At 39.0% G+C, this 23357-nt stretch carries 22 protein-coding genes, 1 tRNA gene and 2 pseudogenes; 9 read left to right on the top strand and 16 right to left on the bottom strand.

Annotation, left to right across the window (positions count from 1 at the left end):
* The first annotated feature begins 48 nt into the window (after positions 1-48).
* Positions 49-372, top strand: a complete 324-nt coding sequence (locus LIX50_RS08405; RefSeq protein ID WP_215768098.1) for a DUF4298 domain-containing protein — start codon at positions 49-51, stop codon at positions 370-372.
* Between the two features lie 84 nt (positions 373-456).
* Here the strand turns inward: LIX50_RS08405 and tpiA are convergent, their stop codons facing one another.
* Positions 457-1248: a triose-phosphate isomerase gene (gene tpiA / locus LIX50_RS08400; RefSeq protein ID WP_226385935.1), complete on the bottom strand. Its 792-nt coding sequence runs from the start codon at positions 1246-1248 to the stop codon at positions 457-459.
* A gap of 165 nt (positions 1249-1413) precedes the next feature.
* Here tpiA and LIX50_RS08395 point away from each other — a divergent pair, with 165 nt between their 5' ends.
* Together LIX50_RS08395 and xerC are read left to right on the top strand one after the other, a co-directional pair.
* Positions 1414-1848, top strand: a complete 435-nt coding sequence (locus LIX50_RS08395) for a GNAT family N-acetyltransferase (protein ID WP_048953353.1) — start codon at positions 1414-1416, stop codon at positions 1846-1848.
* Positions 1848-2735 carry a tyrosine recombinase XerC gene (xerC, locus tag LIX50_RS08390; RefSeq protein WP_048953354.1) on the top strand — a complete coding sequence of 296 codons (888 nt, stop codon included), beginning with the start codon at positions 1848-1850 and terminating at the stop codon, positions 2733-2735. The genes LIX50_RS08395 and xerC overlap by 1 nt, the downstream gene beginning before the upstream one ends.
* A 118-nt stretch (positions 2736-2853) precedes the next feature.
* Here the strand turns inward: xerC and LIX50_RS08385 are convergent, their stop codons facing one another.
* From LIX50_RS08385 to fkpA, 5 genes are all read right to left on the bottom strand, one after another.
* Entirely contained in the window at positions 2854-3141 is a 288-nt protein-coding gene (locus LIX50_RS08385; protein WP_048953355.1) for a DsrH/TusB family sulfur relay protein, read from the bottom strand.
* An 8-nt stretch (positions 3142-3149) separates the two neighbouring features.
* Positions 3150-3509, bottom strand: coding sequence for a sulfurtransferase complex subunit TusC (tusC, locus tag LIX50_RS08380; protein ID WP_048953356.1), 360 nt, complete (start codon positions 3507-3509; stop codon positions 3150-3152).
* Positions 3506-3886, bottom strand: coding sequence for a sulfurtransferase complex subunit TusD (tusD, locus tag LIX50_RS08375; RefSeq protein WP_048953357.1), 381 nt, complete (start codon positions 3884-3886; stop codon positions 3506-3508). The genes tusC and tusD overlap by 4 nt, the downstream gene beginning before the upstream one ends.
* Positions 3886-4551: a transcriptional regulator gene (locus tag LIX50_RS08370; RefSeq protein ID WP_048953358.1), complete on the bottom strand. Its 666-nt coding sequence runs from the start codon at positions 4549-4551 to the stop codon at positions 3886-3888. The genes tusD and LIX50_RS08370 overlap by 1 nt, the downstream gene beginning before the upstream one ends.
* 87 nt (positions 4552-4638) lie before the next feature.
* Complete coding sequence (fkpA, locus tag LIX50_RS08365; RefSeq protein WP_048953359.1) at positions 4639-5364, bottom strand: FKBP-type peptidyl-prolyl cis-trans isomerase; 726 nt, start codon at positions 5362-5364, stop codon at positions 4639-4641.
* A gap of 97 nt (positions 5365-5461) precedes the next feature.
* On the opposite strand from fkpA, the gene LIX50_RS08360 reads away from it, so the two are divergent.
* On the top strand, positions 5462-5683 hold the full coding sequence (locus LIX50_RS08360) for a SlyX family protein (RefSeq protein WP_048953360.1): 222 nt from the start codon (positions 5462-5464) through the stop codon (positions 5681-5683).
* A 91-nt stretch (positions 5684-5774) separates the two neighbouring features.
* Here LIX50_RS08360 and pgdx read toward each other — a convergent pair whose 3' ends face one another.
* Complete coding sequence (pgdx, locus tag LIX50_RS08355) at positions 5775-6500, bottom strand: hybrid peroxiredoxin PGdx (RefSeq protein WP_048953383.1); 726 nt, start codon at positions 6498-6500, stop codon at positions 5775-5777.
* Positions 6501-6624: 124 nt separating this feature from the next.
* On the opposite strand from pgdx, the gene oxyR reads away from it, so the two are divergent.
* Together oxyR and fabR are read left to right on the top strand one after the other, a co-directional pair.
* A complete protein-coding gene (gene oxyR, locus LIX50_RS08350) occupies positions 6625-7530 on the top strand; it encodes a DNA-binding transcriptional regulator OxyR (protein WP_048953362.1) in 906 nt (301 codons plus the stop codon).
* Positions 7530-8153, top strand: coding sequence for an HTH-type transcriptional repressor FabR (gene fabR / locus LIX50_RS08345; protein WP_048953364.1), 624 nt, complete (start codon positions 7530-7532; stop codon positions 8151-8153). Before oxyR ends, fabR begins: the two co-directional genes overlap by 1 nt.
* Before the next feature lie 125 nt (positions 8154-8278).
* Here fabR and mutS read toward each other — a convergent pair whose 3' ends face one another.
* The gene (mutS, locus tag LIX50_RS08340; protein ID WP_048953365.1) at positions 8279-10864 is read right to left on the bottom strand and encodes a DNA mismatch repair protein MutS; all 2586 of its coding nucleotides are present in this window, start codon (positions 10862-10864) and stop codon (positions 8279-8281) included.
* 58 nt (positions 10865-10922) lie between these two features.
* Positions 10923-11017: transfer RNA gene (locus tag LIX50_RS08335), tRNA-Sec, on the bottom strand.
* Between the two features lie 70 nt (positions 11018-11087).
* On the opposite strand from LIX50_RS08335, the gene selA reads away from it, so the two are divergent.
* The 3 genes and pseudogenes from selA to LIX50_RS08320 all read left to right on the top strand — a co-directional run.
* Positions 11088-12473: an L-seryl-tRNA(Sec) selenium transferase gene (gene selA, locus LIX50_RS08330; protein WP_048953366.1), complete on the top strand. Its 1386-nt coding sequence runs from the start codon at positions 11088-11090 to the stop codon at positions 12471-12473.
* Positions 12470-14329 (top strand): selenocysteine-specific translation elongation factor, encoded by a 1860-nt coding sequence (gene selB, locus LIX50_RS08325; protein WP_048953367.1) that lies wholly within the window; start codon positions 12470-12472, stop codon positions 14327-14329. Before selA ends, selB begins: the two co-directional genes overlap by 4 nt.
* A gap of 78 nt (positions 14330-14407) precedes the next feature.
* Positions 14408-14543: pseudogene (locus LIX50_RS08320) on the top strand (glycerophosphodiester phosphodiesterase); the annotation flags it as partial.
* Positions 14544-14654: 111 nt separating this feature from the next.
* On the opposite strand, the gene LIX50_RS08315 reads toward LIX50_RS08320, so the two are convergent.
* The 7 genes and pseudogenes from LIX50_RS08315 to lexA form a co-directional block, all read right to left on the bottom strand.
* Positions 14655-15029 carry a hypothetical protein gene (locus LIX50_RS08315; RefSeq protein ID WP_204371008.1) on the bottom strand — a complete coding sequence of 125 codons (375 nt, stop codon included), beginning with the start codon at positions 15027-15029 and terminating at the stop codon, positions 14655-14657.
* Positions 15030-15037: 8 nt separating this feature from the next.
* Positions 15038-15568 carry a GNAT family N-acetyltransferase gene (locus tag LIX50_RS08310; protein ID WP_048953371.1) on the bottom strand — a complete coding sequence of 177 codons (531 nt, stop codon included), beginning with the start codon at positions 15566-15568 and terminating at the stop codon, positions 15038-15040.
* Positions 15569-15570: 2 nt separating this feature from the next.
* Entirely contained in the window at positions 15571-16602 is a 1032-nt protein-coding gene (locus LIX50_RS08305; protein ID WP_048953372.1) for a hypothetical protein, read from the bottom strand.
* Positions 16603-16947: 345 nt separating this feature from the next.
* Positions 16948-17577 (bottom strand): annotated as a pseudogene (locus LIX50_RS08300) (YkgB family protein).
* 127 nt (positions 17578-17704) lie between these two features.
* On the bottom strand, positions 17705-21598 hold the full coding sequence (gene purL / locus LIX50_RS08295; RefSeq protein ID WP_048953374.1) for a phosphoribosylformylglycinamidine synthase: 3894 nt from the start codon (positions 21596-21598) through the stop codon (positions 17705-17707).
* A gap of 128 nt (positions 21599-21726) precedes the next feature.
* Complete coding sequence (gene dapF, locus LIX50_RS08290) at positions 21727-22551, bottom strand: diaminopimelate epimerase (protein WP_048953376.1); 825 nt, start codon at positions 22549-22551, stop codon at positions 21727-21729.
* Positions 22552-22693: 142 nt separating this feature from the next.
* Positions 22694-23317: a transcriptional repressor LexA gene (gene lexA, locus LIX50_RS08285; RefSeq protein ID WP_005632942.1), complete on the bottom strand. Its 624-nt coding sequence runs from the start codon at positions 23315-23317 to the stop codon at positions 22694-22696.
* Positions 23318-23357: the final 40 nt, after the last annotated feature.

The following is a 23357-nucleotide window of genomic DNA, read 5'->3' as shown; positions in this document are numbered from 1 at the left end:
TGCGGTAAAATCTGCTCCGACCACACTTTTATAAAATGAGAGAAAAATATGCTATCAAAAGAACGTTTATCCCAACTTGCCGAAATGGAAAGTATTTTAGATGAAGCAAATGGCTTTCTTGCCGAGGCAGAACAATTTTTGGAAAAATGGCAGGCATTTTTGCTTAAAATGAAACGCCTAGAACATTATTACTTCGAAGGCGATTGGCGAGAGGATTTTGAGGCTTATGAAAATGGCGAAGTACCAAAAGACCAACCTTGTGGCGTACTTTCCGAAGACTTAGTTTTTAATGCCAGTGTTGCTCAACAGGGCTTGGCGGTTGAGTATTTGAAAGTGGTGACGAAAATTCTCGATCAAACGAATGGAAAGTAATTGTCGATGCAGTTTGCTTGAATTCATAAACAAAAGTGCGGTGAAAATTCACCGCACTTTGTTGTTATTCTAATTAAATGAAAATTAATTTTTCGCTGCTGCCGCTGCTTTTACAATTACTGCAAATGCTGGGGCTTTTAATGATGCGCCACCTACTAATGCACCGTCGATGTCTGGCTGAGTAAATAATTCAGCGGCATTTGCATCATTTACAGAACCGCCGTATTGGATAATTACTTGGTCTGCCACGGCTTGTGATTTTGCTGCAATGTGACGACGGATAAATGCGTGAACGGCTTGTGCTTGTGCTGGAGTCGCAGATTTACCCGTACCGATCGCCCAGATTGGTTCGTATGCGATCACTGCACCGTTGAATGCTTCTACGCCTAATGCATTGATGACTGCATCAATTTGACGTGCACACACTTCTTCTGTTTTGCCTGCTTCGTTTTCAGCTTCAGTTTCACCGATACATAATACTGGTACTAAACCAGCTTCTTTTAATGCACCAAATTTTTTCGCTACGAATTCGTCGCTTTCTTTGTGGTAAGTACGACGCTCAGAGTGGCCAATAATGATATATTTTGCACCAAAATCTTTTAACATTTCGCTAGAAATATCACCGGTAAATGCACCTTTCACATTGATATCTACGTTTTGTGCACCTAATTGAATCACACTTTTACCGCCACAGCTGCAACCACAACCAGAAAGTGCTGCTTCAGCCGTACCTAAATACATAACGGGGGGGGCAATTGCTACATCACAACCTGTTACATCATGTAATTCTGCTTTTAATCTCTCGATTAATTCTTTGGTGAACGCTTTGGAACCGTTTAATTTCCAGTTACCCATAACTAAAGGACGACGTGCCATTTTTGTTTCTCCATAGTTGATAAAATTAACTCGCTTACTATACCAAAATTTCGCCACGATTCTTTGCAGAAGATCATAAAATTAAAAAAATTCTCATAGAAAGATGATTATCTTGTGCTAAAAAGCTACAATTACCTGTATGGAACCAATAAAAAATAACCAATTATGAAACTTTTCAAAGCTGAACAATGGAATATTGACGTGCTTCTCCCTCTTTTTGAAGCCTATCGCCAAGCCTATGGGCAAGCAGAGAATCCAGAACGCACCTTGGCTTTTTTAACTAATCGCATGCGTTTTAATGAAAGTCTGTTTTTTATTGCCGTGGACGAAAATGAAAAGGCTATTGGCTTTGTGCAGCTTTTCCCTCGCCTTTCTTCTTTACAATTACAACGCTATTGGCAAATCACCGATATTTTTGTGTTGGAACATGCGCAACAAACAGAAATTTATGCTGCGCTGATTTCTAAAGCAAAAGACTTTGTGTATTTCACGCAATCCAATCGTTTAGTCGCGGAATTAGCGCAAAATCAATATTCAATGTTGGAATCGGAAGGGTTTAAATTGAACCCGAAAGAACGTTTATTTGAATTGAGTTTGTAATGCTAACTGCGTTAAATCGTTATTGGGATTATTTGCGGATTGAACGACAAATGAGCCCTCACACGCTCACCAATTATCAACATCAACTTGAAGCTATCATCAAAATCTTAGCGCAACAAGATATTCACGCTTGGGCACAAGTGACACCTAGCGTGGTGCGCTTTATTTTGGCAGAAAGCAAAAAACAAGGCTTAAAAGAAAAAAGTTTGGCTTTGCGTTTATCGGCACTACGTCGATTTCTCAGTTTTTTGGTGCAACAAGGCGAATTGAAAGTGAATCCCGCTACAGGCATTTCCGCACCGAAACAAGGCAAGCATTTACCGAAAAATATGGATGGCGAGCAAGTTCAACAGTTGCTTGCGAACGATAGCAAAGAGCCGATTGATATTCGTGATCGTGCTATTTTGGAATTAATGTATAGTTCAGGTTTGCGTTTATCTGAATTACAAGGCTTAGATTTAAACAGCATTAATACCCGTGTGCGGGAAGTGCGTGTTATCGGGAAAGGCAACAAAGAGCGTGTAGTGCCGTTTGGGCGTTATGCGTCGCATGCCATTCAAGAATGGTTAAAAGTGCGGGCATTATTTAACCCAAAAGATGAGGCATTATTTGTTAGCCAGCTTGGAAATCGCATTTCTCATCGGGCCATTCAAAAACGCTTGGAAACTTGGGGCATTCGCCAAGGCTTAAATAGCCATCTTAATCCGCACAAACTGCGTCATTCTTTTGCGACCCATATGTTAGAAGCCAGTTCTGATTTACGCGCCGTGCAAGAATTGCTTGGGCATAGCAATCTTTCCACCACACAAATTTATACTCACTTAAATTTTCAACATCTGGCAGAAGTGTACGATCAGGCTCATCCAAGAGCGAAACGTAAAAAATAAACAGCCCGATAAACCGTTTATAATAAAAAGAGGTAGGCCATGATTCTGGCTAGAAGAGAATGGGGAGCAAATAAAAAAATTTTACCTGCTTAATACACTGTGACAAATTTAGTTTAATTCAGAGTGCTAATTGCGGGTAAAACTTCTGCGTTATCGCCACAAAATCCAGCATAGTAATAGACCGTACTTTACTTTCCCCAGATAAAAGTGAGGTGAGATTTCTTGCCAGAATATCTTGCTCTAACAACAGACATTCAGCTGGGCATTGTTCAAAACAATGCGGATATTTAATTGCGAGCAAGACTCCATCTTGCCATAACATCACCGCATCATTCTCAGTAATATTCGCAAAATACCCCTCAAGTTCTCTTTGCGCATAATCTGCTTGTGAAAAAGTATAAAGCATAATTTTCCTTAAAAAGTCAGCAATTTTTCAGATTGATTCAGTTTGGACATAAAAGAAGCACGATCCATTTTTTCAGCTGAAATAATACATTGCTCTGACGAAATGCCAAATTTTTCCAAACTTTCTGAACAAATGAAACGTTGTGTTATTTCATATAAATCTAACAATTTAAAGGTGCGAATAAAATCTTTTTGGAGAATATGTTCTGGCTGTTGATAAGAAACAAGATTCAGCACACCGTCATCTATAAAGAATACGCCAATATCCTCTTCATCACAAAAAGCCGTTGCGGCAAGTAATGCATCTAATCCCTCACGAGAAAGTGCGGTGCCATGGGGAGCGGTTTTAAACAAAAAAGCAATTTTCATAATGTGATGACTCGCTCAGCCTTTAATGTTGCCGATATAAATTCACCTAGCCCCGCAATCGTGAAGCCCTCAGCAAGATTAATGTTTTCTGGGTTGATAGCTGTTAAAGTATCCACGATACCACGACGTTGTGAAGCGGCAACACAAAGGTGCAATGGGATTTGATGCATCATAGCAAGATCTTGCCAACACTTTTGCAAATTGATTTCATCACTAGCAGGATAAACTAATGCGTTGCCATTCGTCACACCATCTTGGAAAAAGAAAATTTGGGCGATATCATGTTTTCTTTCAATCAATGCCTTGGCAAATTGGTAAGCTAAAAAAGCCCCTTGCTGACCATAAATAGGGCTTTTAACTGCAAGTACATAGCGCATTATTCTTGCTCGTGTTTTATTTGACGAATATAGAGATAGACTGTATGGCGAGAAATATCCAAACGCTCAGCCACTAAATTGATTGCATCTTTAATGTCAAAAATGCCTTTTTCATACAGAGATAAGACAATTTGGCGGTTTTTAGTGTTATTGGCCACCATACGATCAGTATTTACTTCCTCTATGGTTTTCTCAATAGTTTGATTGACTAAATCCTCAACAGAGCTTGCAAAATTGACAGCCGATGTTTCTTCTGTTTTTTCTGTTGGCATAAAAGCCTGTACAAATTGTGAAATGGGCACGTCTAAATTAATGTTAATACAAAGTAAACCAATAATACGTTGGGCTTTATTATGAATCGCAATCGTGACAGATTTCATCAACACACTGCCTTTAGTGCGAGTAAAATAAGGCTTAGAAACACTTTCACTTTGCATATTACGGAGTGAACGTAATGCCAAATCAGTAATAGGCGAACCAACTTGACGATTCGTATTATGGCCATTTGCAATACAAATAGCAGAATGCTCAATATCTTCTAAAGAATGTAAAACGATTTCACAGTGTTCGCCAATCAGCGCGCTAACGCCATCAACAACCGCTTTATAAGAATTAATAATAGTGCGATCTTCATCCGTGAAAGGTTGTTTATCGTTTAATGTCATGATTCAAGGTTAAAAGTGCGGTCAAAATTCACTGAGTTTTATAACAAGTGGCACGCATTAAAAAAACACGTGCCATGACTAGAAGTATTATTTTTCTGATTTAGGATTTACATCTAAAACTTCTACATCAAAAATGAGAGTTGAATTAGGTGGAATAGAAGCACCGGCACCTTGTTTACCATAACCTAACGCTGGTGGAATCACTAACTGAATTTTGCCACCTTTTTTCACCAATTGAAGGCCTTCTGTCCATCCAGGAATAACTTGATTTAATTGGAATTCAACCGGTTGACCACGCTCTACAGAGCTATCAAATACTTTGCCATTTGGTAATTTACCAGTGTAATGCACTTTTACAGTATCGGTAGCCTTAATTGCCTCACCTTTACCTGCATTTTCAATTTTGTAAAGTAAACCTGATTTAGTCGTTTTAACATCCTTGCCTTTAGCAAAATCAGCGCGATATTTATCCCCCTCATCCTGAGCACTTTTCGCAATGGCTTCCGCTTTTGCTTTTGATGCAGATACTAATTTCGCTTCAATAGCTTCTAAAGTTTTTTGTACATTTTCATCTTTACGCACATCAACTTTACCCTCTAAAGCATCTTTTAAACCATCTAAGATACGAGCATTATCATAAGTAATCACTTCTTTGTGCGCATCGACCAAATCTTTCATTTGCCCACCCATTAATGCGCCCACGGCATAAGAGGCAGCTTTCTCATCAAGCGCTTTTTCTTCCGCAAAAACTTGGCCAGAAATCACCGCACTTACCATTAATGCTGCGATAGATAATTTTTGAATTTTTAACATATGCGTTAATCCTTTATAATAAATGAAACAATTCTGAGGCTAGATTAAATCGCTTTTAACCTATTCTCAACTTTTTTTTAAAATTTAGAGAAATTTTATGCACATTGAACAAATATTAGAAAATCGTATTGCTGAACTTGAAACCAAAATTGCGTTTCAAGAGCAACTATTAGACGAACTGAATCATGCATTAGTTCAACAACAATTTGCGCTTGATAAAATGCAAGTTCAGCTACGCTATGTGGCAAGTAAATTAAAAGATTTTCATCCCACAAATATTGCAAGCCAAGCGGAAGAAACGCCACCACCGCATTATTAATTTCTGCAATAAATTCGTACAAATGAAAAGGGCGCACGATGCGCCCTTTAAATTAAATTCCCAAATAATAATCAGCTAAATACTTGCCTGGTTATGAAAAGTATTTTTCCAAATCGTCGCTACCGCCAATATGCTTACCACCGATAAACACTTGTGGAACAGTAGTACGACCAGAAACCGCGCGTACACTCACGATAGTAGCATCATGACCTAATACGATTTCTTCAAAACTTAATCCTTTATCATGTAAAAGTTGTTTTGCTTTTGTGCAATACGGACAACCTGGTTTAGTAAAGATTGAAATAGATTCTTGAATTTGATGCTGTGGCGCAAGATATTTTAACATTGTATCTGCATCAGAAACTTTGAACGGATCACCCGGTTCATTTGGTTCAACAAACATTTTTTCTACTACGCCATTTTTCACCAACATAGAATAGCGCCAAGAACGTTTACCAAAACCTAAATCTTCTTTACCAACAAGCATTCCCATGCCTTCTGTAAACTCACCATTACCATCTGGAATGAAAGTGATGTTTTCAGATTTTTCGTCTTCTTTCCACGCATTCATCACGAAAGTATCATTGACTGAAACTACAACAATATCATCCACACCATATTTTTTGAATACAGGGGCTAATTCGTTGTAACGTGGTAAGTGTGATGATGAGCAAGTTGGAGTGAATGCGCCCGGTAATGAGAACACGATCACTGTTTTGTTATCAAATAATTCAGAGGTAGTTACATCAACCCATTTATCACCCTGACGAGTGCGGAATGTCACTTGAGGGACTTTTTTGCCTTCCATATTAGACATCATCATTATTCTCCTATTGGTTGTTGATTTAATTTGAATGCGCTAGATTATAGGGAAATTTATGGTATAGTTACAATCAATTAATTCTATTTTTTTAATTGAAGTTTTCTATAGGAAGAATCAAATGAATATCCGAGATTTAGAATACCTTGTAGCCTTATCAGAATATAAACATTTCCGCCGTGCTGCCGATTCTTGCAATGTCAGCCAACCCACTTTGAGTGGTCAAATTCGCAAGCTCGAAGATGAACTTGGCATTATTTTATTAGAACGAACCAGCCGTAAAGTATTATTCACACAATCAGGTATGTTACTTGTAGAACAAGCGCGTACCGTGTTGCGTGAAGTAAAATTATTGAAAGAAATGGCAAGTAATCAAGGCAAAGAAATGACTGGCCCGTTGCATATCGGTTTAATTCCAACTGTTGGCCCTTATTTATTACCTTATATTGTTCCAACGCTAAAAGCTGCCTTTCCGGATCTAGAGGTCTTTCTCTACGAAGCACAAACGCATCAATTGCTAGAACAACTCGAAACTGGTCGTTTAGATTGTGCAATTGTAGCCACCGTGCCTGAAACAGAAGCCTTTATTGAAGTGCCTATTTTTAACGAAAAAATGTTACTGGCCGTATCAGATGAACATCCTTGGGCAAAAGAAAAGAAAATGTCTATGAATCAGCTGAAAGGGCAAGAAATGCTAATGTTAGACGATGGTCATTGCTTACGTAATCAGGCTTTAGATTATTGTTTCACGGCAGGCGCAAAAGAAAATGCCCACTTCCAAGCCACAAGCCTAGAAACTTTGCGCAATATGGTCTCTGCAAATGCAGGTATCACGTTTATGCCTGAACTTGCTGTATTAAATGAAGGTGCTCGTAAAGGTGTAAAATATATTCCTTGTCACTCACCTGAACCATCACGCACTATTGCTTTGGTTTATCGACCTGGTTCACCTTTACGTAACCGTTACGAACGCGTAGCCGGTGCAATCAGCAGTGAAGTAAAATTAATTTTAGCCGGAGAAAAATAATGGCCGGGGTTCGTGCAATTCAAAAAGAGAAAACACGTCGAGCCTTAGTAAATGCCGCGTTTAATCAGCTCAGTGCGGAAAAAAGCTTTTCCAACTTAAGTTTACGCGAAGTCGCTCGTGAAGCAGGTATTGCGCCAACTTCATTTTATCGTCATTTTAGTGACATGGATGAATTAGGCTTAGAAATGGTAGATGAAGCTGGTTTAATTTTGCGTCAATTAATGCGACAAGCGCGTAAACGTATCGATGCAGGTGGTAGTGTAATTTCCGTTTCTGTTGATACATTTTTTGAATTTATTACCAACAGCACAAATGTTTTCCGCTTATTATTACGAGAAAGCTCGGGGACCTCCCAAGCATTTCGCACTGCAGCCGCACGCGAAATCAAACATTTTGTTGATGAACTCGCAGAGTATATTTCATCTAAGCATCAGTATTCTCAATATATTGCATATGTTCAAGCTGAAGGCATTGTGACTATTGTCTTCACCGCTGGAGCAAATGCTTTAGATATGAATAAAGCTGAAAGAGAACAACTCAAAACACGCGTAATTTTACAATTAAGAATGTTAGCAAAAGGTGCAGATTTCGCGGCTCAAAAAGAAAAAGGAAAACACATATAAACTTAACCGCACTTTTTGACTTACAACCAAATCCGCAAAACTGGATTAGTTATCCTATTATTTATTTATAACATAACAAATGGCCACATTTTGCTTTACGAAATGTGGCCATTCTTCTCTATATCTTAACTTACCATTTTCTTTAACTGATACAAATACGCCAATGCTTGTTTAGGGCTTAAATCATCAGGATCAAGTTTTTCGATTGTCTCTCTTAGTGCATCCGTTTCTTGCTCAAACAATAACTCACCTTGAGTGTGATTGGCTTCACGCAATGCCTGAATTTGTTGATCGGCTGAATGACCTGAGGTTTTTTCTAATTGTGTCAATTTCTGTTTTGCCAGTTTAATAACGGATTGTGGCACACCAGCCAAAGCAGCCACTGCCAAACCATAACTTTTACTTGCTGCACCATCTTGTACGGCATGCATAAAGGCGATGGTGTTGTTATGCTCAAGAGCATCTAAATGAATGTTGGCGATGCCTGCTATCTGTTCTGGCAATGCGGTTAATTCAAAATAATGGGTGGCAAACAATGTAAGCGAGCGGATTTTTTTTGCTAACCATTCTGCACAAGCCCAAGCTAAGGATAAGCCATCATAAGTGGATGTGCCGCGACCGATTTCATCAATAAGCACGAGGCTTTGAACAGTAGCTTGATGAAGAATATTTGCCATTTCAGTCATTTCCACCATAAAGGTTGAACGCCCTGAGGCTAAATCATCAGACGCACCAATTCGAGTAAAAATACGATCAATCGGCCCAATTCGAGCACTGTCTGCTGGCACAAAGCTGCCGATATACGCCAGCAATGTAATTAATGCAGTTTGGCGCATATAAGTACTTTTACCGCCCATATTTGGCCCAGTGATAACCAATAAATGACGATGGTGATTGAGCTCCACTGGGTTGGCGATGAAAGGATCTTTCAATACTTGTTCCACAACAGGATGGCGACCATTTTCAATTTTCACACTCACTTCATCACAGAATCTTGGCATCACGTAATTAAGCGTATCTGCCCGCTCGGCAAGATTGACCAATACATCCAATTCAGAAAGTGCGAGGCTCGCCAGTTGCAGTGAACCTAAGTGCGGTAATAATAAATCAAACAATTCATCGTAAAGTTGCTTTTCTAATGCTAACGCTGCGCCTTTTGATTTCAGCACTTTGTCTTCATATTCTTTGAGTTCAGGAATAATGTAACGTTCTGCATTTTTCAGGGTTTGGCGGCGAACATAATGAATCGGGGCTTTATGTGCTTGGCCTTGGCTAATTTGAATGTAATAACCATGCACTGCATTAAAACCAATTTTTAGCGTATCAATGCCCGTGCTTTCGCGCTCACGTTTTTCTAAATTTTCCAAATATTGCTTTGCACCATCAGACAGCATACGCCATTCGTCTAACTCCGCATGGTAACCTTCAGCAATCACGCCACCATCCCGAATTAAAAGCGGCGGCGTTTCAATCAATGCACGTTGCAATAAATCGCATTGCTCGCTGAAATCGGAAATTTGGCTGAAAAGTGCGGTTAAAAATGGCGGTGTTTTTTGTTGAACAATCGTGCGTAATGCAGGAATTTGTTCTAATGCCGTGCGCAAGCGGGTGAGATCACGTGGACGCGCTGAACGCAGTGCCACACGTGCTAAAATACGCTCCATATCGCCAACTAATTGCAAATAAGGTTGGAGTTCATCGACCAAATCAAAGTTCAGAATTTCCGCAATCGCTTGTTGGCGTTGTTTTAATTTTTCCACATCACGAACAGGCTGGTGAATCCAACGTTTCAATAAGCGGCTGCCCATTGGCGTGACGCATTTATCCAATACAGACGCTAACGTATTTTCTGTGCCACCCGCAAGATTTTGCGTCAATTCAAGATTTCTGCGCGTTGCTGCATCTAACTGAATACAGTCTTGATTTTGAATTAAGCTAATGCTTTGAATATGGGGTAATGCAGTGCGTTGGGTTTCTTTTGCATATTGCAATAAACAACCTGCCGCACTTAAGCCTAGAGGTGATTTTTCCACACCAAAGGCGCGTAAATCTTTTGTGCCAAATTGGCGATTCAGTAACGTAATGGCAGTGCTAAGTTCAAATTCCCAAATCGGGCGACGGCGTAATCCCTTGCAATGTTCAATCGCAGCCATTTCATTAAATTCTTCACAATACAGCAATTCCACAGGTGCAATACGTTGCAATTCAGCGCGTAATGTTTCTTTATCTGCAGGTTCACAAAGCTGAAAACGGCCAGAAGTCATATCTAAAGTGGCTAATCCAAATTTTTCTTTTTCTTGATATACCGCAGCAATCAGATTGTCTTGGCGCTCTGGCAAAAGTGCTTCATCACTTACCGTACCAGGTGTAACAATTCGCACAATTTGACGCTCTACAGGCCCTTTGCTTGTGGCAGGATCACCAATCTGTTCGCAAATCGCCACAGGTTCACCCAACTGAACCAATTTTGCTAAATAACCTTCCACCGCATGATAGGGCACTCCTGCCATTGGAATTGGTTGCCCTGCTGATTGACCTCGTTTCGTCAAAGAAATATCCAACAATGCCGCTGCCTTTTTCGCGTCGTCATAAAACAACTCGTAAAAATCCCCCATGCGATAAAACAACAAAATATCTGGATTCTCTGCTTTGAGTTTTAGATATTGTTGCATCATTGGCGTATGTTGTTGAAATGTTTCTCCGGAAAACATGGGGCTACCTACTTGTAAGATGAGATATTTAAGTGAATCTATGCGGATTTATATAGATTGGCGGAAGGTCATGGGAGTTGAACCCACCCGGGAACGCTGGCGTCCCCAACAGGATTTGAAGTCCTGCCACCTCACCGGAGATGACGACCTTCCGTGGTTGAAATTGAGGTTACTTTAGCGTAAATTAATCAGCAATTCAACGTTATTTTAAACGGATTCAAAAATGACCGCACTTTTTCAACAACTTCCTTCCGTTGATAAGATTCTCAAAACCTCTCAAGGATTACAACTCATTACTGAATTTGGCCACTCTGCAGTCGTGGAAACATGTCGAGAATTATTAACACAAGCTCGTCAATTTATTCAAAAAAATAATCAACTTCCTGAATATTTTTCTAATTTTGACCGCACTTTTGTAGAAATTCATTCTCGCCTACAAAAACAAAACCAAGTACAAATTAAAGCGGTGCATAATCTGACTGGCACGGTGTTACACACAAATCTTGGACGAGCGCTTTGGTCTGAAGCAGCACAACAGGCAGCCCTTTCTGCGATGCAAAAAAATGTTTCGCTTGAATATGATTTAGATGAAGGTAAGCGTAGTCATCGCGATAATTACATCAGCGAATTATTATGCAAACTCACCGGTGCTGAAGCAGCCTGTATAGTGAATAACAACGCCGCTGCAGTATTGTTAATGCTGGCAACCTTTGCTCAAGGTAAAGAAGTAATTATTTCTCGTGGCGAATTAATTGAAATCGGCGGTGCATTTCGTGTTCCAGATATTATGAAACAAGCTGGATGCCATTTAGTGGAAGTGGGTACCACTAATCGTACTCACCCGAAAGATTATCGTAATGCTATCACTGAAAATACGGCTTTTTTAATGAAAGTGCATAGCAGCAATTATCAAATTTGTGGTTTTACCTCTTCAGTTTCAGAAGAAGAGCTCGCAGAACTAGGCCGAGAAATGAATGTATCCGTAGTAACTGATTTAGGCAGTGGTGCATTAGTTGATTTAAGCCAATATGGCTTACCAAAAGAACCAACCGTGCAAGAAAAAGTCGCACAAGGTATGGATTTGGTCTCTTTCTCTGGCGATAAATTGCTTGGTGGTGTGCAAGCTGGCATTATTGTAGGTAAAAAAGAATGGATCGAACAATTACAAGCCCATCCACTCAAGCGTGTATTACGTTGTGATAAAGTCATTTTAGCCGGCTTAGAAGCCACATTGCGTTTATATTTAAATCCTGAAAAATTAACTGAAAAATTACCAACTTTGCGCTTACTCACGCAGCCATTAGAACAACTCAAAATAAATGCTATGCGTCTAAAAGAGCGGTTGGAATCTCGCTTAAATTCGCAATTTGAGCTTCAAATTGAAGATAGCCAAGCACAAATCGGTAGCGGATCACAACCGATGGAAAGAATCCCTTCTGTGGCTGTCACTATTGCAGAAAAAACAAACGCAAAACTTTCCGCACTTTCAGCTCGTTTTAAACAACTTTCTCAACCTATTATTGGGCGAATGGAAAACGGAAAAATTTGGCTAGACTTACGTAGCCTTGCGGATATTGAAACATTATTAAATACATTGGATGAACTATGATTATTGTTACTTCAGGTCACGTTGATCACGGCAAAACAGCATTATTAAAAGCATTAACTGGCACAAGTACCGCGCATTTACCAGAAGAAAAAAAACGCGGTATGACCATTGATTTGGGGTATGCCTATCTGCCGTTAGAAAACAAAGTGCTTGGCTTTATTGATGTGCCGGGGCACGAAAAATTCTTATCAAATATGCTAGCGGGATTAGGTGGTGTGCATTATGCAATGTTAATTGTCGCTGCGGATGAAGGTATTGCGGCTCAAACGAAAGAACATTTAGCAATATTACGCCAACTTCAATTCCGCGAAATTATTGTTGTCATCACAAAAGCAGATCGTACAAATTCAGAGCAAATTGAATCGTTAATCCAAGTAATTAAACAAGATTATAGTTTTTTACGCGACGCAAACTACTTCGTTACCTCAGCAGAAACAGGACAAGGCATCAGTGAATTACGTCATTACTTAGCTAATCTACCTGAATTAGCTGATACTCAGAAACCTTTCCGCTACGCAATAGACCGAGTATTCAGCGTAAAAGGGGCGGGTACCGTCGTGACAGGCACAGCCTTTTCAGGAACAGTGAAAGTCAACGATGAAATTTACCTTTCCACAGGACAGAAAGTTCGTGTAAAAGCAATTCACGCACAAAATACATCAAGCGAACAAGGTATTGCAGGACAACGTTTAGCGTTAAATTTAAATGCTGATTTAGACCGCACGCCAATGAAACGAGGCGATTGGTTATTGCAGGATGAACCTCTCTCACCAACAGATCGCATCAGTGTACAAATTTTGGCTGAAGTACCATTAAATGAAAGCCAACCTGTGCATATTTATCACGGTGCGAGTCGCACTACGGGTAAGCTCACCCTACTACAGGGAAAAAATGCCGCAAAAAATGACCGCACTTTGGCTGAAATCATATTAGATTCACCTTTATTCTTGGCTTTCGGAGACAAACTTATTTTACGCAGTGGTGATGCTAAATCGTTAATTGCAGGTGCGCGCGTATTAGAAATTGATTCACCCAAACGCCATAAACGAACAGAGGGGCGATTAAGCTTCTTGGCAAATTTAGCGCTTGCTGAAAATGCAGCCCAACGAATTGCATTCATCCTTCAACATAATGCAATATCAGCTCATAAACTGATGTGGATAGAACAACTCACAAACAAACAACTAGATGATGCACTTACCGAACGTAGCGCTGTTCGCTATCAAGATTGGTGCTTTAATACAGACTACAAAAAAGAAAAAATACAACTAATTTTAACCGCACTTAATACCTATCACGAGCAACATAATGATCAACTTGGTGTAAGCAAAGCACGTCTCTACCGAATGGCTGCTTTAAATCAGCCAGAAAACTTGATCAATCATTTTATTGATGAAATGTTAGAAGAGGGAAGATTACAGCAAACTCGAGGTTGGCTTCACTTACCCGAACATAAAATCCAATTTAGCCAAGAAGAACAAAAATATTGGGCAAGTGTACTCGATGAATTTGAAAAAGCTCAAGGACAAGCAATTTGGGTGCGTGATATGGCAAATGCCTTGGCTATGGATGAATCCAAAATGCGTAACTTTATGTATAAAGCAGGCAAACTAGGGTATCTCACACCCATCGTAAAAGATAGATTTTTCTTAACTGAAAACATTTATGCCTATGCTCGCCTTATTAAGCAAATCGCAGAAAAAGAAGGGAAAGCATCAGTAAATGAAATTCGAGATCGATTAAATTTTGGGCGAAAACTGACGGTTCAACTCATGGAATATTTTGATCGTACTGGTTTCTTACGTCGCAAAGGAAACGATCATATCCTGCGCGATAAAAATGTTTTTGATTTATAAGGAAACATTTTACTGATATATAACTAACTTCAATGAAGTAAATAACCAAGTGAAGAGCTCGAACAATACAAAGTGTAATTGCACCCATACAACGTGCGTAAAAGTATTTTATCAGTTCTTCACTGACGTAAATCAAATGTACGATGCGTTATTGAATAAATCAGGTGCAACTGGCGTATTCACCGATTTCCCAGATACTGGGTTGAGTTTTTGAAAAAACAAAAATAATACGTAAGTAAAGTAATAAAAAGAGCGGTCAAAATTCGTTGTGATTTTTGACCGCTTTTTTTACTAAAAAATCAATGTCGATTTTGGAAAAAATATATTAGGAGCTATTTTCTACAAACGGAAGATAAATATATGATTGAGGTGCTCTCTTTATACCAAAATCACTTAATTTTTTAGGTTCATGGTATTTATTAACTCTCCCTATTTTTATGGCATAAGCTATATTAGTATTATTAAAATAACTAAAATAATCATCCCTAGAAATACAAATTTTATCTTCAAATTGTTGAAAAATACTTACTGGAGTTCCTGCTATAATATCCTCTACCTCAATCTCTCCTATAACCATCATTATTGGACTAGATGAGTAAACTACTATAGAGCTTACTTTTTTCTGAAAAATCTTCCTTCTTAATTCATACAGTTTTTCACCTGTAAATATTTTATTAGCATACTTGGGTTTAATTGACATCAAAACCTTCATTTAAAAAAACCATTATAAATATGTTCAATTTTGTTTTTCCGATATAAATCTGGGATTTCATCTTTCTTTTCAAAACCATATTTATTAAAAATTTTTGAAAAGGCCTCTACAGATTCTTCTGGAACTGTAATCAATGGTTTGTCTGTTTCCAAAAAATCGAATGCTTTCTGAATGAGTTCGGAGCCAATGCCTCTTTTTTGATAATTTTCTTTCACTCTCAATGTGCAAATTTTTTTCTCATCACATGAGTTTTTCAATATCATTAGACCTGATATAGATAATAAATTTTCCTCATTAGATAAACAAATAAACATTTCTCTACTTTGGGGATCATTATTTATTTCTGCAATAATTTTTTGATACCAAATATCAATATTAGGGTATGCCAACTCTCTCAAAAAAAACTCAACCTGAGATTTTCCATGAATAATGGAAGTGCCTTCTAAATATTCTAATGACAAGGATTTAAATACTTTTTTTAAACCTTCCGGATTTATATCTGAATATCTAATTATTTGATAATTCATAGTTAGCCTCCGAACTTAACTTTAGATAAAAAACTACAAACCCAACCTAAAAAACCATAAACTATATTAGCAGCCACTGAAATTGTCATAATAGCCAAAATATAAGGAGCAAGTCTTCTCTTAATATTCAAAGGATATTTAAATCTTGAAAGGTTCGTAAAAGAAGATATATAATTTACACCTTTTTTTTCTGAAATTTCTTTAAAATGATATGCAATTACATCATTGTTATCTAAAGCTATATAATCCTTCCAAACTTCTCTTTCTAAAAGCCGACTCTTATAGCTATCAGAACCAGAAATAAATTCATCAGTCGAGTCTCTCATTATTAAATAATGAATGCTACTTATATTAAAGGTATTTAATCTAAAAACCTCTTCTTTCATATTATCTGTTATAGCTCTAAAATCATTAATTCTAAAATCTATAATTTCAGTTATTCTTAATGATAGATTTTGTAGTATGTTTGCATCTTCATTTTCTCGCTTTAATATATAAATAGGGTCATTAATTTTTGGATATACTCTTACTCTAAAGTAATAAGTTTTAACTTCACTTAATTCAGAAAAAAGCTCTTCATTCCCAGATAAAATATGTTTAACATTAATTTTTAATTTTCCATATTCATGCTGATCAGAAAAATTAATTAATGACTCGTCTAATTTATATAATATGAATGCCTTACCCTTATCACTAATAGATTTAAAGTTATCACCTCTTTTAGTAATTTTGGTTCTATTAGGATGAATTTTAGATAAAACCTCACAATCCTCATTAAAGATAGCTTCAATAAGATCTGGTTTTTGAGATAACTTACCTCCCAAATCTTCAACTTTATCTATATGAAACGGGCAATACAGTATAATCTCACTAATATTTTTAATATCCTCGATCATAAGACCAAAATCAAAAATCATCGTTGGAGCATTTTCAGATTTTTGAGCATTTACACCCCACAGATTGATGTGGATATCAATCTCAGTATTTTCAGAAGCTTTTTCCCTTTTTTCATACTCTAATAAGAAACTACGCATAAAACTTGTCTTTGCTCACCCATAACTCAACTAGGATACAGTTTAATCTACTTAGAATCTAACGTCTAATAATTTTAAAAACAATTCATAAGAAAAAACTAATAAAATAATACCATTTCACTCTTGGCTCACCTTCACATTTTAAAAATTCTCATCTAAGCAACATTTCCAATCTATCAACAGAATACCTCGTTTCTTACCATATTAGTTCATGCTCGAGAAGGAATCTCATCGCTACAATTAGCTTTTGAATGTTATTAATCCCTTCTTTGTTATTAAGCTCTTATATTTTAATAACAAAAAAGGCTTGCCATTTATCTCAGCAAGCCTTTTAAAATAAGGCAATTAAGCAAATTGTTTTTTATTATTTAAATAGCGTTTTGCACATTCTGCTGCAGCAACTAAACCGCCTGCCATCATAATAATATCTTTAATCACGAGTCGGCCAGCACCTGAGAGATATGGGAAGCCATAATTAGGTGTTGGGAAGTCCCCGCCTAAATTCGGCACCCAGGTTTCTGGCGTAAATATGAGGAATGATAGCGTGACTATCGACATACCAAAGGTGAGCAAGCCTCCAAATAAACCGAGTGTTGGCGACCAAATTCCCGCTAATACTAAAATACCAATGGTCACGATCATCGCGCCAATAATATAAGAAGCCGTATAGGTGCCATTTGCTTTATGCCATTCAATGTTTTTTGCGACCATTTTGCCTTCAGGGTTTTTATATAAGGTATATTCTTTTACTTAAACACCCTTATCATTTTCTACCATGTTCGCTCCATTTTTATAAAGGAAGCTTAAAAAAGGGCTATTTGACACAAAATGTGCGATACCATCTGCCTCATATTGGCAAACTTTTAAGCCACCAATCCAGACCATCACTACACAAATAGCAATGCGGATAAAGTTAATAAATTGACGTTGCAATGGCGCAACAATATTAGCTAGCAATGTAACTAAACTACTCATTAAGAACTCCTCATATAGTTCAATTGATATTACGGACAAAATATCCAAGAATTGTTCAGTATAAAAAAGAGATACTGACTGGCCGGTATCTCTTATTTTGTATTAATTTACTGTGAGCAATCTCACATTATTTGAAATTCACTCTCGCATTTCTGAAAATTCGCATCCAAGCACCATCTTCAGACCAATCTTCTGGATACCATGAGTTACTCACAGCACGGAATACTCGCTCTGGGTGTGGCATCATCGCAGCAATACGACCATCGACGTTAGAAATAGCAGTAATCCCTAATGCCGAACCATTCGGGTTGGCTGGATAAGTTTCAGTCACGTTTAAATGGCTGTCGATATATTGCGCCACAATCAAGTTTTGTGCTTGAAGTGCGGTCAAATTCTCAGGTGTTTTGAATTCTACGCGACCCTCACCATGAGAAACCGCAATCGGCATATGTGAACCCGCCATGCCTTTAAACCATAATGAGTTGGTGTCGTTGATTTTCACCATCGCAGCACGCGCTTCAAAGCGTTCTGATTTATTACGCACAAAACGTGGCCAGTTTTCTGCACCTGGGATAATTTCCGCAAGGGTGGAGATAAATTGACAGCCATTACATACACCTAATGAAAGGGTATTTTCATTGGCGAAGAATTGGCTGAATTGATCGCGTAATTGTGGGTTAAATAAAATGGATTTCGCCCAGCCACCACCAGCGCCTAATACGTCACCGTAAGAGAAGCCACCACAGGCAACCATCGCATTGAAGTCGTTTAAGTTGTAACGGCCTGCCATTAAATCACTCATGTGAACATCAATCGCCGCAAAGCCTGCTCGATCAAAAGCGGCTGCCATTTCAACGTGGCTGTTTACACCTTGTTCACGTAATACTGCCACTTTTAGTTTCACGCCTTTGCTGATGTAAGGCGCAGCAATATCTTCATTCACATCATAAGTTAAGTGAGTAGATAAACCTTTATTGTCTGTGGCTTTTTTCGCTTCAAATTCTTGGTCGGCACATTCAGGGTTATCACGTAAGCGTTGCATTTGGTGAGTGAGTTCTGCCCAAATACCGCGTAATTCAGAGCGTTTTTCACTTAATAGTTTTTTGCTACCGCGCGTGATTTCAAAACGATCTTCTTTACTTACAGAACCGAGTTCATAAGTTAAACCAAGCAAGTCATGGGCTTTTAATACCTCATGTACGGCGCTTAATTCGCGTTCTGACACTTGGATTACCGCACCTAATTCTTCATTGAATAACACGGCTAAATCATTGTCACCTAGCGCAGAAATATCCACATCCACACCACAGTTACCCGCAAATGCCATTTCTGCAAGGGTGATGATTAAACCACCGTCGGAACGGTCGTGGTAAGCCAATAATTTACGCTCTGCCACTAATGCTTGCATTGCATCGAAGAAGTTTTTTAGTTTAGTAACATTCACTACATCGGCTGGTTTATCACCTAATTGTTTATACACTTGCGCAAGTGTGGTCGCGCCTAAGCGATTTTTTCTTTCGCCTAAATCAATCAACAATAAACGGCTTGCGCCTTTGTCTGTGCGTAATTGAGGTGTCACAGTTTTGCGGACATCTTCCACGCACGCAAAAGATGAAATCACTAAAGAAAGCGGAGCGGTAACGGATTTTTTCTCACCATCTTCATCCCAAGTGGTTTTCATCGACATGGAGTCTTTACCTACTGGAATGGTGATACCTAATGCAGGGCAAAGTTCTTCACCGACTGCTTTTACCGCTTCATATAAGCCAGCGTCTTCACCACCATGACCCGCTGCAGACATCCAGTTTGCAGAAAGTTTGATGCGTTTAATATCGCCAATGTTGGTGCCCGCAATGTTGGTAATGGATTCAGCCACCGCTAAACGTGCAGAAGCACCAAAGTCTAATAATGCCACTGGTGCACGTTCGCCCATTGCCATGGCTTCACCGTGATAGCTATCTAATGAGGCTGTTGTGACAGCTACATCAGACACCGGAATTTGCCATGGACCGACCATTTGATCGCGCGCCACCATACCCGTTACCGAACGGTCACCAATGGTAATTAAGAAAGTTTTTTCTGCCACCACTGGTAAACGTAATACGCGATGGAAGGCTTCTTTTAATTGAATATTTTCTGTTGCAAGCGGTTGATTTTCGACAGTTTTTGACGAAACCTCACGGGTCATTTTCGGGGTTTTACCTAATAACACACTCATTGGCAAATCAATTGGATTATTGTCGAAATGGCTATCGTGTAAGGTTAAATGTTTCTCTTCCGTTGCCTCACCAATGACTGCAAACGGCGCACGCTCACGTTCACAAAGTGCGGTAAATAATTCGAGTTTTTCTGGCGCAACCGCTAAGACATAACGTTCTTGCGATTCGTTACACCAAATTTCCAATGGTGACATGCCATTTTCATCACAAAGGATGGAACGTAAGTCAAATTTACCGCCACGTTCGCCATCGTGCACCAATTCGGGCATCGCGTTGGATAAACCACCTGCGCCCACATCGTGGATAAAGAGAATTGGATTTTCTTCGCCTAATTGCCAGCAGCGGTCAATCACCTCTTGGCAGCGGCGTTCCATTTCTGGGTTTTCACGTTGAACGGAAGCAAAATCTAAATCTTCTTTCGATTTACCGCTGTCCATCGAAGAAGCGGCACCACCGCCTAAACCGATATTCATAGCTGGGCCGCCTAATACGATCAATTTCGCACCAACGGGGATTTCACCTTTTTGAACGTGTTCGCCACGAATATTACCGATACCACCCGCTAACATAATCGGTTTGTGATAACCACGCACTTCTTCACCATTGAAGCTATTGACTTTCTCTTCATAGGTACGGAAATAACCTAATAATGCAGGACGACCAAATTCATTGTTAAATGCTGCGCCACCTAATGGACCTTCAATCATAATATCTAAGGCTGAAGCAATACGGTTTGGTTTAGAAAGTGGATTTTCCCAAGGTTGTTCAAAGTTAGGAATCACGAGGTTTGATACGGAGAAACCAGTTAAACCTGCTTTTGGTTTTGCACCACGACCCGTTGCACCCTCATCACGAATCTCACCGCCTGAACCTGTTGCCGCCCCTGGGAATGGAGAAATCGCGGTTGGATGGTTGTGGGTTTCCACTTTCATTAAGATATGTGCATCTTCATTGTGATAGCGATATTGCCCATCTTGATCCGCAAAGAAACGGCCGACTTTTGAGCCTTCCATTACCGCGGCATTATCTTTATAGGCTGAAAGCACGAAATCAGGGGTTTTCTCAAAGGTATTTTTAATCATCTTAAACAGGGATTTATCCTGTTTTTTGCCGTCGATAATCCAATCTGCATTAAAGATTTTATGACGGCAGTGCTCAGAGTTGGCTTGCGCGAACATATAAAGTTCAATATCGTGCGGATTGCGCCCTAATTGGGTGAAGTTTTCCACCAAATAATCAATTTCATCTTCTGCCAGTGCTAAACCTAATTCTACGTTGGCTGTCACTAAGGCTTCGCGTCCACCTTTTAAAATATCCACAGTTTTGAACGGTTTCGGATCTTGATGACGGAATAAAATCTCCGCATCTTGCGGATTACGCACCACAGTTTCCATCATTCGGTCATGTAAAAGTGCGGTTAATTTTTCTGTCGTTTTTTCATCAAGCGGTTGGCTTAATTCAAAATAATACGCCAAACCACGCTCAATACGCTCTACTTCATTTAAACCGCAGTTATGTGCAATATCCGTCGCTTTAGAAGACCAAGAAGAAATCGTGCCAACGCGTGGGATCACGATAAAGGTTTCACCTTTGGTATCGTGCTCTACCAAGGTTGGGCCGTAATGTAACAACGCTTTTAATTTTGCTTCCTGCTCGCTAACAAGCGGTTGATTTAATTCCACAAAATGCAAATATTCCGCGTAAACCGATTTTACTGGTAATTGATTTTGTTGGAATTTTTGTATTAAGCCTTGAATACGGAATTCAGAAAGGGCGGGGGAGCCACGAAAAGTTTGAAACATAAGGGGGTCCTTTATGAGGATAGAAATGAAAATCGAGGGGTATTATAAAGGATATTTTTAGAAACGAAAACGTTTGCGCTAGCTGAAAATAAAATCCCCATCTTAAGAATTAGATGGGGATAAGAAGATTATAGGGTTATAAAACCATCATATACATGGGTCGCTTCGCCAGTCATATAAAGTGGATGACCAACGCCATCCCATTCAATAATTAATGAACCGCCTGGCAAATCGACTTGAACTCGATTGTTCAATAAACCTTGCATAATTCCAACTGCAACAGCTGCACAAGCTCCACTTCCACAGGCTTGCGTTTCTCCAGCACCACGTTCATAAACTCTAAGTTTAATATGCTCTTTATTGATGATTTGCATAAAACCAGCATTGACACGCTCAGGAAAACGCTCGTGACTTTCTAGCAAAGGACCAAGTTGTTCAACATTTGCAGTTTGAATATCATCTACTTGTACAACACAATGAGGATTGCCCATTGAAACGGCACCACATAAGACGGTTTGAACGTCTGTACGTAGGATATAATTTTTCTCGAATTTATTTGCGGTAAATGGAATTTTTGCTGGCTCCCAAATAGGTTCGCCCATATTCACACGAATTTGGTTATCGTCTTTTACCGTTAGAACCATATTACCTTTTTGCGTGCTAACCGCGATGTCTTTTTTGTTAGTCAATCCTTTTAATGTCACAAAACGAGCAAAACAGCGGGCACCATTTCCGCATTGCGAAACTTCACTTCCATCGGCATTGAAAATACGATAATGAAAATCGAGTTCAGGATCATAAGGTGGCTCAACAAGCAAAAGCTGATCAAAACCAATTCCACGGTGGCGATCAGCTAAGCGTTGAATGGTTTCTGACGTAAAAAAAACATTTTGAGTAACACCATCAACCACAACAAAATCGTTGCCTAATCCGTGCATTTTGGAAAACTGCATTTTTCCATCCTTTATTTAAATTCAAGATTGATTGCATTATAGAGAGCGGTAAAAAGAATGGCAAATTCAGAATTTTAAACTAAGAAAAGTGCGGTAAAACACAGGAAATTTTTACCGCACTTGATTCGCTAATTTACTCAGATTACATCCAAGCATTATTGCGAATGATCCCTACTGCAATGCCTTCAATCTCAAAGTTTTCTTGTTCTTCAAGATTTACTACGATTGGATCAAATTCTTCATTTTCTGCGTGTAGATAAATGATAGAACCTTTTTTCTCAAGGCGTTTTACCGTCACTTCATCTTCAATACGGGCAACGACAATTTGTCCATTACGTACATCCTTGGTGCTATGTACAGCTAATAAATCACCATCTAAGATACCAATGTCTTTCATGGATTGGCCATAAACTTTTAGTAAGAAATCGGCTTGTGGTTTAAACATATCGGCATCTACGCGATAAGTTGCTTCGATATGCTGTTCTGCAAGAATAGGCTCTCCAGCCGCTACGCGCCCTACGAGTGGTAAACCATCAAATTCTTCATTTGCGCTATTGTCTAAAATTCGGATACCGCGAGATGCGCCTGGAATAATTTCAATGGCACCTTTGCGTGAAAGTGCTTTTAAATGTTCTTCTGCAGCATTGGGGGATTTAAAGCCCAATTCTCGAGAGATTTCGGCTCGTGTTGGTGGCATGCCTGTTGTTTCTAAATGACGTTTTAATAAATCCAACACTTCTTGTTGGCGTGCTGTTAATGGTCTCATATACACTCCTGTTTTTAAATACAGATAACTGGTATTGTAT

The sequence above is a fragment of the Haemophilus sp. Marseille-P9675 genome, from assembly GCF_916862695.1.
Taxonomy (GTDB): domain Bacteria; phylum Pseudomonadota; class Gammaproteobacteria; order Enterobacterales; family Pasteurellaceae; genus Haemophilus; species Haemophilus haemolyticus_K.
Note: the sequence above shows the minus strand (reverse complement) of the source record. Positions and strands in the feature narration are given on the sequence as shown.